The sequence below is a fragment of the Streptomyces caelestis genome (assembly GCF_014205255.1).
Taxonomy (GTDB): Bacteria; Actinomycetota; Actinomycetes; order Streptomycetales; family Streptomycetaceae; genus Streptomyces; species Streptomyces caelestis.
Window position 1 is genome coordinate 8,415,950 of record NZ_JACHNE010000001.1, and the last position, 16,760, is coordinate 8,432,709.

Genomic DNA, 16,760 nt, shown 5'->3' on the forward strand with positions numbered 1-16,760 from the left:
CGGCCGGGCGGGACCGCACCCGTCCTGCTTGCGCTATCTGGAGGGCTGCGGGACAGGGGTTGACGACGGGAAGGGAGTGGCCGCGGGCAGCCTCGCCGTCGCCCCCTCCACCTGCCGTACGGTGCCTGCCCCCGGCCGGGTGCCCGTGCTCACGCCGGTGGACAGGTGGGACCAGGCTCCCAGCGCCAGAGCCACGGCGGCGGCGGTGGCGACGACCCGTCCCACGCGCCGGACCTTGGCACGGCGGTCCAGGTCGCGCCAGGCCACGCGGACCCACAGGTCCTCCGGCTGCCACAGGTCACCGACGGCGTACGGGGGTTGGAGCTGCCGTCCCGCCGCCCGTTCCCTCGCGGAAGGCTCCCTGGGAGCGGAGGCGCGTATGGCCTGCTCGCTGTCCGTGAGGAACCTCAGCCACACGTCGTCCGGGATCGGGGGAGTGCCGTCCGGCTCGTCGGGCGTTCCCCGTCCGCCGCCCGGTCGTTCGGTGGTCACGTCCCGTCATCTCCTCTCCGACCATCGGCCTGATCGCTGCGCAACGCAAGATCAGTATGCCGCCCGGTACGCGAGGTCGCTCCTTCACGGGTGCCGATGCACCGCGTGCGAGACCGACTTGGTACCGCCGCGTGCGGTGAGGCCGCCGTCGGCCGGGCCAGGATCGTGATGACCCGGGAGCACCGTGGTGTCAGGCGACGGCGGGTGCCTCCGGCAGGACGTGGTCGCCGACCTTGTCGGTGCTCAGGCACAGCGAGCAGACGACGGCGTCGTGCGTCCGGCAGGCGGCCACGTCCGGCCTCTCGAACGTCTGCCGGCACACGTGGCACTCGTAGGTGACGGCACTGGGGTTGCCGTCCTCGTCCAGGAGCGGCTCGGCGATGCCGTCGTCGGTGCGGCGCAGGTAGTACCTGCCCTTGGTGACCACGGCCATCAGCGGGGTGAGGACGAACGCGATGACGGCGGCGGCGACGGGGGAGTACGGCTGGAGGGCGTCGCCCAGCGTGTGGAAGTACATGGCGATGGACAGCCCGGAGGCGGCGACGAAGGCGACGACCCCGACCGGGTTGACGGCGTAGAGCATGCCGCGGCGGAACTCGGGTGCGTGCGGGGACAGCTTCAGCACGTACTTGTTGATGCCGATGTCGGTGGCCACGGTGACCACCCAGGCGATCGCGCAGTTCGAGTAGAAGCCCAGGGTGCCGTTGAGGAAGCTGAACATGTCGGCCTCCATCAGGGCGAGCGCGAAGCCCAGGTTGACCAGGACGAAGACCAGCCGGCCCGGGTAGCGCCTCGTGACGCGGGTGAAGGAGTTGGTCCAGGCGAGGGAGCCGGAGTACGCGTTCGTCACGTTGATCTTGATCTGGCTGATCACGACCAGGGCCACGGCCAGCGGGAGGACGAGCCAGGACGGCATCATCGCGTCGAAGGCGTGCTTGAACTGCTGGATCGGCTCGGGTGCGGCGGCGGGACCGACCTCGGCGATGATGTAGACCGCGAGGAACACGCCGATGGCCTGCTTCAGCGCGCCCAGCACCACCCAGCCCGGCCCGGCCATCACCACGGCCGTCCACCAACTCCGCTTGTTCGCCTCGGTCTTGGGCGGCATGAAGCGCAGGTAGTCGATCTGCTCGCCGATCTGCGCGATCAGCGACAGACACACGCCCGCGCCCAGCAGCACGGAGGCGGTGTTGACGCCGCCGTCCCCGTCGGTGCCCGCGTAGGCGAGGAAGCGGTCGACGGTCCCCGGGTCGGTGGCGACCAGGTACACCAGCGGGCCGACCATCAGCAGCAGCCAGATCGGCGTGGTCCACACCTGGAGCTTGCTCAGCGCGGTCATGCCGTAGATGACCAGCGGGATCACCATGACCGTGGACACCAAGTACCCCAGCCACAGCGGCAGTCCGAGGCCCAGCTTCAGGCCCTGAGCCATGATCGAGCCTTCGAGGGCGAAGAAGATGAAGGTGAAGCTGGCGAAGATGACGCTGGTGAGGACCGAGCCGAAGTAGCCGAAGCCCGAGCCGCGCGTGATCAGGTCCAGGTCGATGTTGTAGCGGGCCCCGTAGTAGGCCAGTGGGAAGCCGGTCACGAAGATGACGACGGCGGCGACGGCGATCGCCAGCAGCGCGTTGCCGGTCCCGTGGGCCAGACCGATGCCGGCTCCGATGGAGAAGTCGGCCATGTAGGCGATGCCGCCCAGCGCGGTTGTCGCCACCACCATCGGGGTCCAGCGCCGGTAACTGCGCGGCGCGAAGCGGAGCGTGTAGTCCTCGAGGGTCTCCTTGACGGCCTGGTCGGCGCCCGGCGCTGCCTTCTGCGCGGGTTCCGGCTCGGCGACCTCGGCCAGTCGTGGCTCGGCACTCATGCCACGCCTCCTTGCTGCGGGTTGGGGACTGACAAGGCAGGCACGCTAGGCAGCGGTCGTTACCCCTAAATACTTCCTGGGTGAAGGGAATGTTTCGGAGGCGCCTCACCAGGGCCGGAGGCTGTTCCACGACACCGCGAAAAGGGCCCGTGCACAAGGCACGGGCCCTTCTGTCCGGCGCGTGACGCCTACGTGCGGTCACCCTTCGGCTTGCCCCGCTGGTCGGGCGTGCCGTGCGGCGGCGGGCTGAACGGCTGCGGGGACGTGGCGGGCGACACCGGAGAGCCTCCGTGTCCCTCGCCCGTCTCGGGACGCAGGGCGCCCGGATCGCCGGACGTCGGCTCCGCGCCCTCGCGCAACTGCTCGAGACGGGATCCCAGCAGCTCGGTCACCGGCAGCCGGTCGGCGTGCGACCGCTCGTACGCCAGCAGTTCCTCCACCTCGTCCGCGGACAGCGACCGCACCCGGCTCTCCAGGCCGCCGATCGGCAGATGGTCGTAGTCCGGCAGCGGCAGCGTGTTGCGGGCGGGATCGGCCATGGTTCTCACTTCCCTGTGTACGGCGTGTACGACGTGTTCACGTACGACGTGGGCCTACGGAGCGGAGTGCCGCGAGGAGCGGGGATCAGCGGCCGCCCGGGCCACCGCTGCCGAACGAGCCGCTGCTGCCCTCGTTCCAGCGGGGACGCTCCTGGGTCGGGCTCCTCCGGTCGCTCTGGTTGCCGTGCGACTTCAGCTCGTGCGGCGTCAGGCGACCCTGGCCGCGGGGCACCTCGTCGGGCTCCCGCTGCTCCCTCGTCTCCCGGACGGGACCCCCGTCCGGCACCCTGGGCTGCTCCTCGGGCCGCGGCGGGCGCCGGCGCTTGTGCCGGACGCCCAGGATGAAGGCACCCAGCAGCAGGGCCACGACCGCCAGACCCGTCACGACGAACCCGAAGCCGGGGGCGTCGCCGCCCGCGGCCATCTCCATCCATGCGGTAGTCATGGCTCGCGAGTACCCCTGGTCCTCTCCATGAACCTGGTCACCCCGACCGTGCGGCCCGGGTCCTCGACCGGTTCTCCTTGCGGACGGCGTCCAGCAGCTCCGTCTTCGACATCCGCGACCGGCCCTCGACGCCCAGCCGCTTCGCCAGGTCGTACAGGTGCTCCTTCGAGGCCCGCTCGTCGACGCCCTCGCCGCTGCGGCCGCCCTGCTGCCGGGGCCGGGCCGACCGCGGGTCGGAGGGGCCCTTGCGGCCGCCTTCCTTGCGCTCCCAGTGGTCGCCGACCTTCTCGTGGGTGTGCTTCAGCGCCCCGAAGGCCACGCGGTGTGCCCGCTCGCCCTCGCCGTACTGCTCCACGGCCGAGTCGTGCGCCTTGATCCAGGTGCGCTGTGCCTCCTCGGAGGAGCGCTCCAGGGTCGACGGAAGTTCCTCTCGCCCGGGCATGTGACTCACCTCCGTGCGTCGTCGTTCCCGGGCCTGCCGGGTGCCCGGCCGACGGGGCCGGAAAACCGTGCGGAACCCTTGGCGGCACCGGGTTTGACCGGCATCGGCGGGGCTACCCGCGCGGTGTGACGACATCCCAGCAGGAGCTGTTCCGGTTCCTGGAGGACCGCTTCGCATGTGCCCAGGCGTGCACCGAGTGCGCCCGGGCGTGCGCGTTGCGCGCGAGCCTCGTGGATCCCGACGGCACCGAGAACCAGGAACTCGTACGACGCAAGGGCATCATGTGCGCGGAGGTCTGTGACGCGACCTGCCGTGTGCTGTCCGAACAGAACCAGGTGGACGAGTCCAGCATCCGCGCCCAGGTGGAGTGGTGCCGGACCGTGTGCCTGGAGGCCGCGCACGTCTTCGACCGGCAGCCGGGGGCGGAGGACTCGGCGGCGGCGTGCCGTGCGTGCGCACGGGCGTGCACGGACTTCCTCGCCACGCTGAACTGAGGAGGGCTTTTCCCCGTTCACTCGCCATTCCCAATTTCTGCAACACGTTCTACCGTGTGCGCCGACAGGACCGGCCTTGGGAGCCTGGAGGCGCCGTGCACCTCGAATACACGCCCGAGCAGCAGCGGCTGCGCACCGAACTGCGCGCCTACTTCGCCGAGCTGGTCCCGGACCACGCGTACGCCCGGCAGGGCGATCCGGCCGCCCGGAAGCGGTTCTACCGCGAGACCATCCGGCGGCTCGGCGCGGACGGCTGGCTCGGCGTGGGCTGGCCCGAGGAGTACGGCGGGCGCGGCCTGACCGCGATGGAGCAGTTCATCTTCTTCGACGAGGCCGCCCAGGCCGGCGTCCCGCTGCCGCTCATGGCGCTGAACACCGTCGGCCCGACGATCATGCAGTACGGCACCGAGGAGCAGAAGGCGTACTTCCTGCCGAGGATCCTCTCCGGCGAGATCGACTTCGCCATCGGCTACAGCGAGCCCGGCGCGGGCACCGACCTCGCGTCACTGCGGACCCGCGCGGTACGGGACGGCGACGACTACGTCGTCAACGGCCAGAAGATCTGGACGACCAACGGCGACACGGCGGACTGGGTGTGGCTGGCGGTCCGTACGGACCCCGCCGCCCCGCCGCACAAGGGCATCACCATGCTCCTGGTGCCGACCACCGACCCCGGCTACTCCTGCACCCTCATCAACACCCTCGCCTCGCACGACACCACGGCCAGCTACTACGAGAACGTCCGTGTCCCCGTCTCCCACCGGGTCGGCGCCGAGAACCAGGGCTGGCGGCTGATCACCAACCAGCTCAACCACGAACGCGTGACACTGGCCGCCCACGGCACGATGGCGATCCGCGCCCTGCACGACGTACAGCACTGGGCGATGGAGACCAAGCTCGCCGATGGCCGCCACGTCGCCGACCTGCCCTGGGTGCGCCGCCTCCTGGCCCGGACCCACGCCCGGCTGGACGCGCTGAAGCTGCTCAACTGGCGGATGGTCGGCGCCGTCCAGGACGGCACCCTCACCCCGCAGGACGCCTCCGCCGTCAAGGTCTACGGCTCCGAGGCCCGGCGCGACGCCTACGCCTGGCTCATGGAGATCGTCGCCGCCCCCGGCACTCTGAAGGAGGGCTCGGCCGGCGCGGTCCTGCACGGCGAGCTGGAACGCGGCTACCGCTCGGCGGTCATCTTCACCTTCGGCGGCGGCAACAACGAGATCCAGCGGGAAATCATCTCGTGGATCGGGCTGGGGATGCCGCGGGTCCGGCGCTGACCGTGCCTGTGACGAGGATTTATAGTTGGCACAAAAGAGGGATAGTTGGCATCAAGATCACCGTCATTCTCAGAGGTGACGGCGCATCACTTCGGTGCACCTGGCTCGGGCCGCGTTCGAGCGGTCCCGGGGGTACGGGATTCCGAGGTTCATGCCGCTGTCTGTGTCGATCGGTGGCTGCTGCCAGGCGAGGCTCATCTGAGCGCCGGCTTCCGCTCGCGCCGTGGCCACGAGGGTTGCGTAGGGGCCTGCGACGGTTGTGGGAGGCACAAACCGCTGTTGACGTTGGTGAACGTGACGTAACCGCCTGTCGCCGCCGTCTTGCGCCAGAGTTGATGCGTGCCGCCGTGGCAGGTCCACTGATCGGCCGTCGCACCGTCGGCGGTGGAGCCACCGGGGATTTCCAGGCATTTCCCGCAGGGCGGGCGCGCGCGCTGACGCTCCGGTGTGGGGCCGATCGCCGCCACGAGAGGCCGCGAAGCTGCCCGGCTACCCTCCTGGCGGGACGCCACCCCTGACGCTCTCCCAGTAACTGTTGGACGGATACATTCGCATACGCGGACTCTTTGCATCCGGCAAGGGAGAATTTCCTCCCCCTCACAGAACGGATGTCCGGTGCGAGGCTGTGCGGCGTCAGCACTCCCCGCGGCCAGTCGCGGTTCGCACCGGAAAGAGAACACCACTCAGATGCCACCCCTGACCGACGACCGATCCGCCAAGCTGCCTTTCGTCGTCCTGGTGCTGGCAGCCGGGATCTTTCTGATGGGCACCACCGAGTTCGTCATCGCGGGCCTGCTGCCCGAGATCTCGGACGATCTGGGCGTCAGTGTGTCCCACGCGGGGCTGCTGATCACGGCCTTCGCGGTAGGCATGATCGTCGGCGCACCGGCGATGGCGATCGCGACGCTGCGCCTGCCGCGGCGGTTCACGCTGGTCCTCGCGCTCACCGTCTTCGCGCTCGGCCACGTGGTCGCCGCGCTCAGTCCGTCCTTCGCGGTCGTGCTCGCGGCTCGCGTGGTGACCGCACTGGCCACAGGTACCTTCTGGTCCGTCGCCGCAGTCGTGGCGACAACCGCGGCAGGACCGGCAATGACGTCCCGGGCCCTGGGCATGCTGCTCGGGGGCATGACCGTGGCCAACATCGCCAGCGTACCGCTGGGCTCGTGGCTGGGGCAGGTATCCAACTGGCGGGGGCCGTTCTGGGTGCTGGCCGCCCTGTCGGCCGCCGCGGCGGCGGTCATCGGCCGGTACACCCCCGACGAGGAGCAGCGCGAAGCGCGTTCTGTCCGGGCTGAGTTCGCCGCGCTGTGCCAGGGCCGGGTCTGGCTGGCGCTGAGTGCCATCGCGTTGCTCATGGGAGGTGTCCTGGCGACCTACACCTACATCTCGCCCCTGCTCACCGAGCGGGCCCAGATCCCCGCCGCGGCTGTGCCCCTGGTCCTGACCGGCTACGGTGCGGGCGCCCTGCTGGGCACCACGGTCGGCGGGCGCCTGGGCGACCGTCGGCCGCTCGCCACCCTCATCACGGCCGCCGCCACGAGCAGCCTGATCCTGCTCCTGCTGGTGTTCTTCTCCACGAGCCCCGTGGTGACCGTCGTCCTGGTGACGGTCATGGGGGTGACCGCGTTCGCCGCCTCCCCGGTGCTCGGCGCGCTGGTCCGGCGCTTCGCCGGTTCCGCGCCCACGCTCGCCTCCGCGCTGGCCAGTTCGTCGTCCAACGTGGGCGTCGCCGTCGGCTCCTGGGTCGCGGGCATCGCCCTGGCCTCACCACTGCGGCAGGCCGGGCCTCCGCTGGTCGGCACGGTGACGGCCGCCCTGACCCTCGTACCGCTGACCGCGCTCGTGCTGATGCGCGCCACCCGATCTGACGACCACGCCGCCGCCAGCGACCCTTCACCCCGTGGTCGAGCCCGGGTGGGGTGACGAAGCCGCACCTACAGATCCCCGTAGTGAGACTGCCGAGAGGGGCCATCGTGACTACTCCGACCGAAGCCGCAGCCGAGGGCGTCATTCATCTCCGCGCAGCAGGTGTGAGCCTGGTACTCGACCTGCGGGGCAACGGTCTGCCCGCCGTTCTGCACTGGGGCACCGACCTCGGTGACCTCAGCCGCCAGGACCTGCACCGGTTGGCCGAGGCCGTCACCATGCTGCCGATCGCGGCATTCCCCGACGCCGTACCGCGTGCCGCACTGCTGCCCGAACACGGCACCGGCTGGCCCGGACAGCCCGGACTCACGGGACACCGTCAGGGAGCCGACTGGTCACCCCTGTTCACCCGCGACTCACTGGAACTGGAAACCGCAGCACAATCCGTGAAGGTGCGGGCCACCGACGCCGCAGCCAGGCTCAGCCTGGTACTGGAAGCCGGACTCACCGCGTCCGGTCTCGTGCGCATGCGAGCCGCCGTACGCAACGACGACCCGGACCGCGACTACACCCTCAACGGCTTGCTGCTCACCCTGCCGGTCCCCGACACCGCCACCGAGCTGCTCGACCTCACCGGCCGCTGGTGCCGCGAACGCGCTCCGCAACGCCGGTCCTTCACCCACGGCACCTGGTTGCGCGAGACTCGCAGTGGGCGCACCGGCCACGACGCCCCTCTTGTCCTGGCGGCCGGCACACCCGGCTTCGGCTTCGGCACCGGCGAGGTATGGGGCCTGCACCTGGCCTGGAGCGGCAACCACCGCGTACTGGCCGAGCGACTCCCCACCGGCCGTCCGGTCATCGCTGCCGGCGAACTGCTGTTGCCGGGCGAGGTCATCCTCGGCCCGGGCGAGGAGTACACCGGCCCGTGGCTGTACGCCTCCCACAGCGGCCAGGGGCTCGACGGCCTCTCCGCCCGCTTCCACGACCACCTCCGCTCCCGTCCCGGCCACCCCAACCGCCCTCGCCCGGTGGTGCTCAACACCTGGGAGGCCGTCTACTTCGACCACGATCTCGACCGGCTCACCCACCTTGCCGACCGCGGCGCCGAGGTCGGCGTGGAGCGTTTCGTCCTGGACGACGGCTGGTTCCGGCACCGTCGTGACGACCGGGCGGGCCTCGGCGACTGGTACGTCGACGAGACCGTGTGGCCGACGGGACTTCATCCGCTCATCGACCACGTTCGCGGCCTCGGCATGGAGTTCGGCCTGTGGGTCGAGCCGGAAATGGTCAACCCCGACTCCGACCTGGCCCGGGTCCACCCCGAATGGATCCTGGCCACCGGCGGCCGCACCCCCGCCGACCGCCGCTCCCAGCAGGTCCTGGACCTCACTCACCCCGAGGCGTACGCCCACATCCTGCAGCGGCTCGACGCCCTGCTCAGCGAGTACGACATCGCCTACCTCAAGTGGGACCACAACCGCGAACTGGTCGACGCCGGCCACGCACCGGGCGGCGAGCCCGCCGTGCACGCCCAGACCCTCGCCGTCTACGCCCTGCTGGACGATCTGCGCCGACGCCACCCCGGCCTGGAGATCGAGTCCTGCGCTAGCGGCGGCGGACGCGTCGACCTCGCGATCCTGGAGCGCACCGACCGCGTCTGGGCCAGCGACTGCAACGACGCCCTGGAACGCCAGTCGATCAATCGCTGGACCCAGCTGCTCCTGCCGCCCGAACTCATCGGCTCGCACGTCGGCGCCGCCCGTTCTCACACCACCGGTCGCACCCACGACCTGGCCTTCCGGGCGGGCACCGCGATCTTCGGTCACCTCGGCATCGAATGGGACCTCACCCGCACAACCGAGACCGAACGCGCCGAACTGGCACACTGGATCACCCTGTACAAACAGCTGCGCGGGCTGCTGCACACCGGCCGCGTCGTACGCATCGACCACCCCGACCCGGCCTTGTGGGCACACGGCGTCATCCCCCACGACCGCACCGAAGCCATCTTCGCCCTCACCGCCATGGCCACCCCGATCTCCGCCCAGCCCGGCACGCTACGACTGCGCGGCCTCGATCCCGACGCCACTTACCGCCTGCGCCCGCTGCCGCCCGCCGACCAGGCACCCGGCATGGAGCGCGGCACCCCCGCATGGTGCACCAAGGGCGGCATCACCCTGCCCGGCACGGTCCTGGAACACGTCGGCATCCAGATCCCCAACCTCCACCCGGAACAACTGCTTCTGCTGCGGCTGGCGAAAGCCTGACCCCGCCACCCTCGGTCTCCGCAGGCTCTGCACTGCGGGCCTCGCGAAGTGGGAAGCCGCCACCGGCACCCGATCAGGACGTGCCGGGGCTGGCGGCCGCGCTGACAGCTCTTTTTGTCGCCCGAGTGGCTCGTCGGTCAGTCGGGTGTCTCGGCCGAGTCGGCCGGCTCGGATTCGTTGGCCGATGTGGACCGCTCGATGTCGTTGTTGGTCGCGGCCCAGCTGGCCAGCAGGTTCAGGGCGTCCTGCGTGGGTGAGGCGGGCTCGGCGGTGTAGGTGAGGAGGAACTGGCTGGGGCCGTCGGGGAGCGGGAAGGTTTCGAAGGGCAGGTCGAGGTCGCCGACGACCGGGTGGTGGAGGAGCTTCACGCCGGTGGTGTGCATGCGGACGTTGTGGGCCGCCCAGCGGCGGCGGAATTCTTCGCTGCGGGTTGACAGCTCCCCGATAAGGTCCGTCAGCCGCCGGTCGTAGAGGTCGCGGCCGGCCTCGGCGCGCAGCATGGCGACCGTGTCGTTGGCGACTTCGTCCCAGTGGCGGAAGAACTCGGTCGCGTGCGGGCTGAGAAAGACGAACCGGGCGTTGTTCGGCGGCCGTAGCGGGTCGGCGTAGACGGGGGAGAACAGGGCGCGCCCGAGGGGGTTGGCGGCCAGGATGTCCCCGCGTCCGCTGAGGATGAACGCGGGTGTGCCGGCCATCGAGTCGAGGACGCGCTGCACCGCGGGCCGGACCCGCTGCTGGGCCGGCCGGCGGCGTGGCGGGCGGGTCGTGCCGGCGCCGCGCAGGAGGTCGAGCAGGTGGATGCGTTCGGCCTCGTCGAGTTGAAGTGCTTGAGCGATGCCTTCGATGACGCTCTCGGAGACTCCGGTGGCGTTGCCGCGCTCCAGCCGGGTGTAGTACTCGCTGGAGATGCCCGCGAGGAGGGCGACCTCCTCGCGGCGCAGCCCGGTGACCCGTCGGCGCTCTCCGCCGTACAGGGGCAGTCCGGCCTGCTCGGGGGTGACCCTGGCCCGTCGCGTGCCCAGGAATTCCCGGATCTCAGCGCGGAAGTCATCACGGATGTCGCGGTTGCCGCCATGCGGGTCGTTTCTTCCTGCCATGCGCTTCACTCTACGAGCGCTTCCGCCGGGTTGGGGGTCCCTGTCAGTGACCCCCTCATCAGGGACTCCCACCCTCACGTGGCAGCCGGTTTTCTTGGTGGTGCACCGCCCACGGCGGGCTGAACCGTCCGGACGGACGGCGCTCGTGCCGCCGGGCCAAGCCCCCTCCGCGGCGCTGTCGGCGCTGCATGCGTCACCCCGTACACAGCGGGTGCCGGATCACGGCGCCTGAAAGGAAACCCCTCATGAGCAAGGTCATTCTCGTCACCGGTGCCGGTCGCGGTCTGGGCACGGACATCGCCCGCGAGGCCCTCGCCGCAGGCCACCGGGTCGTCGCCACCGGCCGCCGCCCCGAAGAGGTCGAAAAGACCCTCGGCGGGCCGCAGGAGAATCTGCTGGTCACCAGGCTCGACGTCACCAGCCTGGAGGACGCCGAGGCCGCCGCGCAGGCCGCCGTCGACCGCTTCGGCCGCATCGACGTTCTGATCAACAACGCCGGGAACCTCTTCACCGGCTACTTCGAGGAGATCTCGCCCGCGCAGATGCGCCGGCAGTTCGAGACGAACCTCTTCGGCCCGATGAACGTCACCCGCGCCGTCCTTCCCCACATGCGAGCACAGCGCTCCGGCCACGTCATCACCATCACCTCGACCGCCGGGCTGGTCGGCATGGAGTTCACCTCCGCCTACGCCGCCTCCAAGTTCGCGGAAGAGGGCTGGATGGAGTCCCTGCGCTACGACGTCGAGCCGTACAACATCCACACCACGATCGTGGAGCCTGGCTACTTCCGCACCGAACTCCTCGTGGACGGCTCCACCACCTGGCCAGAGCTGTCCATCGACGACTACGCCCCGCGCACCGCCCCGAGGATCGAGGGCATGAAGGGCATGAACGGGAAGCAGCCCGGCGATCCCGCCAAGCTCGCCCGCGCCCTGCTGACCATCGCCGGCCAGGAGAAGCCACTGCTGCGCTTCGTCGCGGGCGCCGACGCTATCGAGGCCGCCGAGGCCAAGGCGCAGGAGCTCCTCGCCCAGGCCGAGGCCTCCCGCGAACTGGGCGGCAGCCTGGCCTACGACGACGCCCGCGCCTGAGCACCACGCCCCGAATCCCGGCTGGGGCGCAGGGCCGCGCCGGGTGCGTTTCGACAGCATGGAGAGAGTCAGCATGCCCCTCAAAGGCGAGTACGAGCCGAGCAAGGCGCAGTTTGTACGTGACCAGGTGGAGCTGTACGAAAGCTCCGGCGGTACGCGGGGAACAACGCTGAGCATCCTGGTCACACGCGAAGAAGACGAGAAGCTCCGGGACCTGCCCGTCGTCATCCTGACCACCCTGGGCACCAAGAGCGGCAAGATCCGCAAGACCCCGGTCATGAGGGTGGAGCACGACGGCTCCTACGCCGTCGTCGCCTCCATGGCAGGAGCCCCCAGGCACCCGGTCTGGTACCACAACGCGGTCGCCGATCCCCGAGTCGAGCTACAGGACGGCCCGGTGCGCCAGGACATGCTGGCCCGCGAGGTGACGGGGGACGAGAAGGCCGTGTGGTGGGCCCGAGCCGTCGAGGCGTTCCCCGACTACGCCGAGTACCAGAAGAACACGGACCGCGAGATCCCCGTCCTCGTTCTGGAGCCGGCGGCCCACGACCACTGACCCGGCGCAGCCGGTTCAGCCTGCGGATCCCCCGCCGCCTGGCCCTGGCAACACCAGCGTCGTACCCCACCCGGCAGCGGCCGGCTCGAATCCCCCATGGTCGGCCAGTGCGCGCCCGGCTTGCCTGGATGAAGCACATCACGGACGACCGCGGCATCGATGTCCTCGGAAGCCTGACCTACGACGACACCCACGCCTGAGCACCATGCCCCGGCCGAGGTCGGAAGCCGCCGGGAGCACCTACGGCTCTGACTCGCTACCCGAGCAACGGCGCCTGCGCCGACAGCGCGCGGATCACCCCAGCACGGTCCGCCAACTGGTGGCGCACCCCACTACTCACGACCACCGGCCGGCCTGACGGCCGTCACGACAAGGAGTACCTGATGAAGCACGTATCACTGGGCGGGCTCGATGTCTCTCGCATCGGACTGGGAGCCATGACCATGGCCGGCACCTACACCACGGGCGGGGGACTCGATGACGCCGAGTCGATCCGCACCATCCACCGGGCGCTGGACCTCGGGGTCACTCACATCGACACCGCCGAGATCTACGGCCCCTTCCACAGCGAGGAACTCGTCGGCAGGGCCATCAAGGGCCGGCGTGACGACGTCGTCATCGCGACGAAGTTCGGCCTGGTCTCCCACGCCGGAGACGGCCCCGGCGTCATCGACAGCAGCCCCGGCAACGTGAAGACCGCCGTAGAAGGCTCACTCAAGCGGCTCGGCACCGACCACATCGACCTCTACTACCAGCACCGCGTCGACCCGAACACCCCCATCGAGGAAACGGTCGGCGCGCTGGCCGAACTGGTCGCCGAAGGCAAGGTGCGCCACATCGGCCTCTCCGAGGCCGGTCCGGAGACGATCCGCCGGGCACACGCCGTGCATCCGGTGGCCGCGCTACAGACCGAATACTCCCTGTGGACCCGCGACGTCGAGGCCGAAATCCTCCCGCTGCTTCGCGAGTTGGGCATCGGATTCGTGCCCTACTCACCGCTCGGCCACGGCCTGTTGACCGGGCAGATCCGCACCGTCGACGACTTCGCCGACGACGACTGGCGCAAGACCAACCCGCGGTTCACCGGCGAGAACTTCCAGCGCAACCTGCGCATCGTCGACGAAGTGCGGGCCATCGGCGCCGAGGTCGGAGCCACCCCGGCACAGACCGCGCTGGCGTGGCTGCTGACCCGCGGCGACGACATCGCCCCCATCCCCGGAACCCGGCGAGTCGCGCGCGTCGAAGAGAACACCGCCGCCGACGGCATCGAACTCACCCCGGCTCAGCTCGACCGCCTGAACAACCTCACACCGGCCGCGGGCGAACGCCACAACGAGGCGAACATGGCCACCATCGACCGGTGATCTGACGCCCGGGCGACTTGCTGACCCGTCGCACCCGACCGACCCGCATCCGCTCACCGATTTCACTGATCACTGAAAAGGTTCCTCATCATGTCCAAGGTTCTCCTTGTCGTAGGGCACCCCGACCTGTCCCGGTCGAAGGCCAACGCGGCGCTGGTGGACGCCGTCCGCGAGCTGGCCCATGTCACCGTGCACGATCTCTACGCCACCTACCCCGACTTCCAGGTCGACGCCGACGCCGAGCGGGCGCTGCTGGCCGAGCACGATGTGATCGTCTTCCAGCACCCGGTGTTCTGGTACAACACCACCCCGTTGTTCAAGCAGTGGCAGGACAAGGTCTTCACCCTCGACTGGGCCTTCACCATGGACGGCTCTGCCTCGCGGCTGGCCGGCAAGAAGGCCGTCGTCGCCGTCACCGCCGGCGTCCCCGCCGACCACTACACCCCCGAAGGCTCGAACCAGGCCACCCTGGAGACCCTCCTCAGCAACTGGCACGCCACCCTGCGGCTTTGCCAGTTCGACATCCAGCCGATGGTCAAGCTGTACGGCACTGCCTTCGGCCTCTCGGAGGAGGACCTGGCCACCGCCGCCAAGCAGTACAACGAACTGCTCGCCTCCTTCGCCGCCTGACCGCGGCTCAACCGCACGCCGTCGCGACCGTACGTGCCTGCCGCAGACGGGCACGTGGGTTCGCCAGCCGCGTCAGCGTGGGACGCCAGGACCTCCTGGAGGTCGGTGGGAGGCCGTCAGACGGCTCCACACTGACTCCCGGAGGTCCTCACCCGTCACGGTTGTGTCCTCACGTGACTCCGAGTCCGACCAACGTCCCCAGCATGCGATCGTCTCACTTGCCGACGAGGCGCATGTGCTGGTCGCTGTAGCGGTCGCCGTGCACGCCGATGCGGGCCGCCGTGGCGTCGAGGTCGGCCATGTCGTCGGCGGACAGAGCGACCTGGGTGGAGCCGGCGTTCTCCTCAAGGCGTTCGATCCGGCGGGTGCCGGGTATCGGGGCGATCCACGGGTGCTGGGCGAGGAGCCAGGCCAGGGCGACCTGCCCGGAGGTGGCGTTCCTGGCGCGGGCGAGGGTGGTGACGTGGTCGACCAGGGCCTGGTTGGCTGCGAGGTTGTCCTGGTCGAACCGCGGGATGGAGGCGCGGATGTCGCTTTCGGTGAACGCGGTCGTGGTGTCGACGGTGCCGGTGAGGAAGCCCTTGCCGAGCGGGCTGAACGGCACGAATCCGATGCCGAGTTCGGCGAGCGTGGGCAGTACCTCGGACTCGGGGTCGCGGGTCCACAGGGAGTACTCGCTCTGCACGGCGGTCACAGGGTGGACGGCGTGGGCCCTGCGGATCGTCGCCGCGGCGGCTTCGGACAGGCCGAAGTGGCGTACCTTGCCCGCCTGTACGAGTTCTGCGACCGCGCCCGCGACGTCCTCGACGGGGACGTCGGGGTCGACCCGGTGCTGATAGAAGAGGTCGATCGTGTCCGTGCGCAGCCGGCGCAACGACGCGTCGGCGACCTTCTTGATCTGTTCAGGCCGGCTGTCGAGCCCGACCGGCGTGCCGCCCTCGATGCCCCAGCCGAACTTGGTGGCGATGACGACCTGGTCGCGCACCGGGGCGAGCGCCTCGCCCACGAGTTCTTCGTTGACGTAGGGGCCGTATACCTCGGCGGTGTCGAAGAAGGTGATGCCGCGGTCGACGGCGGCGCGGAGCACGCCGATCATGTCCTGCCGGTCTCCGGGGTTGGGGCCGTAGCTCTGGGACATGCCCATGCAGCCCAGGCCGAGCGCGGAGACCTCAAGACCCTGACCGAGTGTGCGGGTGTGCATCGTGGTGCTCCTTTCGCGGTGGCAGGTGAGGGTGAACGAAAGCCTGGCCCCGGCGCGGGAAGCGCCGGTTCACGGCGCGAGAGCAGGAGCAGCTGAGGGGCACGGTGAACGCCCTCGGCCGTCTGTCGCCGGAGTCGTGGAAGCGGCCGACGGGGTCAGGTGAGTGGTGGCGACGCGGGCAGGTGTTGGTCGGCGGCCCAGGAGGCGAGGATGCGCAGTCGTTCGTGGGTGGGGGAGCCGGGGGCGGCGGTCCAGACGGTCAGGTGCTGGTCGGGGTCCGTGTTGGCGGTGAGGGTGTCCCAGTCCAGGACGAGTTCGCCGACGACGGGATGGTTGAGGGTCTTCGTGCCCACGGTGCGGGCGGCGACGTGGTGTTCGCCCCACCATCGGGCGAACTGTTTGTCGCGCAGGGACAGTTCACCGACCAGCTCGATCAGGCGGGGGTCCTCGGGATACTTCGCGGCCTCCATCCGCAGCTGTGCCACGGAGATCTGCGCGGAGCTCTCCCAGTCGGCGTACAGGGTGCGCATCGCCGGATCGGTGAAGATGATCCGCGGGTAGTTGCGGTGCCTTTCCGGGACCTGGGAGAAGTCGGTGACCAGCGCGGCGGCCAGCGCGTTCCAGGCCAGGATGTCGCCGCGTCGGCCCTGCACGACGGCGGGCGTGGCGGTGAGGTCGTCCAGGACCCGCTGCAGCTGCGGCTGGACCTTCTGCCGGCCGCGCCGCCGGGTGCGGGTGGTGGTCTTGCCCGCGAGCTGGAAGAGGTAGCCGCGCTCGTCGTCGTCCAGGTGGAGGACGCGGGCGAGGACGTCCAGCACGGGTGCCGATGCCTGCATACGGCCCTGTTCGAGCCGGGTGTAGTAGTCGGTGCTGATGCTGGCGAGCTGGGCGACCTCCTCGCGGCGCAGCCCGGCCACCCGGCGGGGCCGGTCGGTCTCGGGTAGTCCGACCGTGCGCGGGCTCAGCTCCGAGCGGCGCTTCTTGAGGAATTCTCCCAGCTCATTGAGGGGGACGTTGGCGGTCATGCTTCCCAGCATGACACCGATTCCACCCGGGAAAGGGGGGACAATTTCCTCCCAGGATGTTCCCATCCGGGGATGAATTCCTCCGCTTTTCGCGCCCGCCCTCCCGTGTGAGG

The 16,760-nt window shown here is 70.0% G+C and carries 17 protein-coding genes; 8 read left to right on the forward strand and 9 right to left on the reverse strand.

The annotated features are described in order from the left end of the window. Positions 1-33: 33 nt before the first annotated feature. From HDA41_RS38115 to HDA41_RS38135, 5 genes are all read right to left on the reverse strand, one after another. Positions 34-492, reverse strand: a complete 459-nt coding sequence (locus HDA41_RS38115; protein ID WP_184992260.1) for a hypothetical protein — start codon at positions 490-492, stop codon at positions 34-36. 190 nt (positions 493-682) lie between these two features. Beyond that, positions 683-2,356, reverse strand: a complete 1,674-nt coding sequence (locus HDA41_RS38120; RefSeq protein ID WP_184992262.1) for a purine-cytosine permease family protein — start codon at positions 2,354-2,356, stop codon at positions 683-685. A 188-nt stretch (positions 2,357-2,544) separates the two neighbouring features. Continuing rightward, positions 2,545-2,895 (reverse strand): DUF8129 domain-containing protein, encoded by a 351-nt coding sequence (locus tag HDA41_RS38125; protein WP_184992264.1) that lies wholly within the window; start codon positions 2,893-2,895, stop codon positions 2,545-2,547. Positions 2,896-2,980: 85 nt separating this feature from the next. Beyond that, positions 2,981-3,340 carry a DUF6479 family protein gene (locus HDA41_RS38130; protein WP_184992266.1) on the reverse strand — a complete coding sequence of 120 codons (360 nt, stop codon included), beginning with the start codon at positions 3,338-3,340 and terminating at the stop codon, positions 2,981-2,983. A 37-nt stretch (positions 3,341-3,377) separates the two neighbouring features. Continuing rightward, complete coding sequence (locus tag HDA41_RS38135) at positions 3,378-3,782, reverse strand: ChaB family protein (RefSeq protein ID WP_184992268.1); 405 nt, start codon at positions 3,780-3,782, stop codon at positions 3,378-3,380. Between the two features lie 125 nt (positions 3,783-3,907). Here HDA41_RS38135 and HDA41_RS38140 point away from each other — a divergent pair, with 125 nt between their 5' ends. Together HDA41_RS38140 and HDA41_RS38145 are read left to right on the forward strand one after the other, a co-directional pair. Beyond that, entirely contained in the window at positions 3,908-4,276 is a 369-nt protein-coding gene (locus HDA41_RS38140) for a four-helix bundle copper-binding protein (protein ID WP_184992270.1), read from the forward strand. 95 nt (positions 4,277-4,371) lie between these two features. Further along, positions 4,372-5,550 carry an acyl-CoA dehydrogenase family protein gene (locus HDA41_RS38145; RefSeq protein ID WP_184992272.1) on the forward strand — a complete coding sequence of 393 codons (1,179 nt, stop codon included), beginning with the start codon at positions 4,372-4,374 and terminating at the stop codon, positions 5,548-5,550. A gap of 194 nt (positions 5,551-5,744) precedes the next feature. Here the strand turns inward: HDA41_RS38145 and HDA41_RS42020 are convergent, their stop codons facing one another. After that, complete coding sequence (locus tag HDA41_RS42020) at positions 5,745-6,122, reverse strand: RICIN domain-containing protein (RefSeq protein ID WP_230299710.1); 378 nt, start codon at positions 6,120-6,122, stop codon at positions 5,745-5,747. Between the two features lie 115 nt (positions 6,123-6,237). Here HDA41_RS42020 and HDA41_RS38155 point away from each other — a divergent pair, with 115 nt between their 5' ends. Together HDA41_RS38155 and HDA41_RS38160 are read left to right on the forward strand one after the other, a co-directional pair. After that, positions 6,238-7,473, forward strand: coding sequence for an MFS transporter (locus tag HDA41_RS38155; protein WP_184992274.1), 1,236 nt, complete (start codon positions 6,238-6,240; stop codon positions 7,471-7,473). Positions 7,474-7,523: 50 nt separating this feature from the next. Continuing rightward, the gene (locus HDA41_RS38160; protein WP_184992276.1) at positions 7,524-9,683 is read left to right on the forward strand and encodes an alpha-galactosidase; all 2,160 of its coding nucleotides are present in this window, start codon (positions 7,524-7,526) and stop codon (positions 9,681-9,683) included. A 137-nt stretch (positions 9,684-9,820) separates the two neighbouring features. On the opposite strand, the gene HDA41_RS38165 is transcribed toward HDA41_RS38160, so the two are convergent. After that, on the reverse strand, positions 9,821-10,780 hold the full coding sequence (locus HDA41_RS38165) for a helix-turn-helix domain-containing protein (protein ID WP_184992279.1): 960 nt from the start codon (positions 10,778-10,780) through the stop codon (positions 9,821-9,823). Between the two features lie 245 nt (positions 10,781-11,025). On the opposite strand from HDA41_RS38165, the gene HDA41_RS38170 reads away from it, so the two are divergent. The 4 genes from HDA41_RS38170 (at position 11,026) to HDA41_RS38185 (ending at position 14,421) form a co-directional block, all read left to right on the forward strand. Further along, positions 11,026-11,871 (forward strand): SDR family oxidoreductase, encoded by an 846-nt coding sequence (locus tag HDA41_RS38170; RefSeq protein ID WP_184992281.1) that lies wholly within the window; start codon positions 11,026-11,028, stop codon positions 11,869-11,871. 73 nt (positions 11,872-11,944) lie between these two features. After that, on the forward strand, positions 11,945-12,427 hold the full coding sequence (locus tag HDA41_RS38175; protein WP_184992283.1) for a nitroreductase family deazaflavin-dependent oxidoreductase: 483 nt from the start codon (positions 11,945-11,947) through the stop codon (positions 12,425-12,427). 383 nt (positions 12,428-12,810) lie between these two features. After that, on the forward strand, positions 12,811-13,791 hold the full coding sequence (locus HDA41_RS38180; protein ID WP_184992285.1) for an aldo/keto reductase: 981 nt from the start codon (positions 12,811-12,813) through the stop codon (positions 13,789-13,791). A gap of 90 nt (positions 13,792-13,881) precedes the next feature. Further along, a complete protein-coding gene (locus HDA41_RS38185) occupies positions 13,882-14,421 on the forward strand; it encodes an NAD(P)H-dependent oxidoreductase (RefSeq protein ID WP_184992287.1) in 540 nt (179 codons plus the stop codon). A gap of 214 nt (positions 14,422-14,635) precedes the next feature. Here the strand turns inward: HDA41_RS38185 and HDA41_RS38190 are convergent, their stop codons facing one another. Together HDA41_RS38190 and HDA41_RS38195 are read right to left on the reverse strand one after the other, a co-directional pair. After that, complete coding sequence (locus tag HDA41_RS38190) at positions 14,636-15,622, reverse strand: aldo/keto reductase (protein WP_184992289.1); 987 nt, start codon at positions 15,620-15,622, stop codon at positions 14,636-14,638. 155 nt (positions 15,623-15,777) lie between these two features. Further along, a complete protein-coding gene (locus tag HDA41_RS38195; RefSeq protein ID WP_184992291.1) occupies positions 15,778-16,659 on the reverse strand; it encodes a helix-turn-helix domain-containing protein in 882 nt (293 codons plus the stop codon). Between the last annotated feature and the right edge of the window lie 101 nt (positions 16,660-16,760).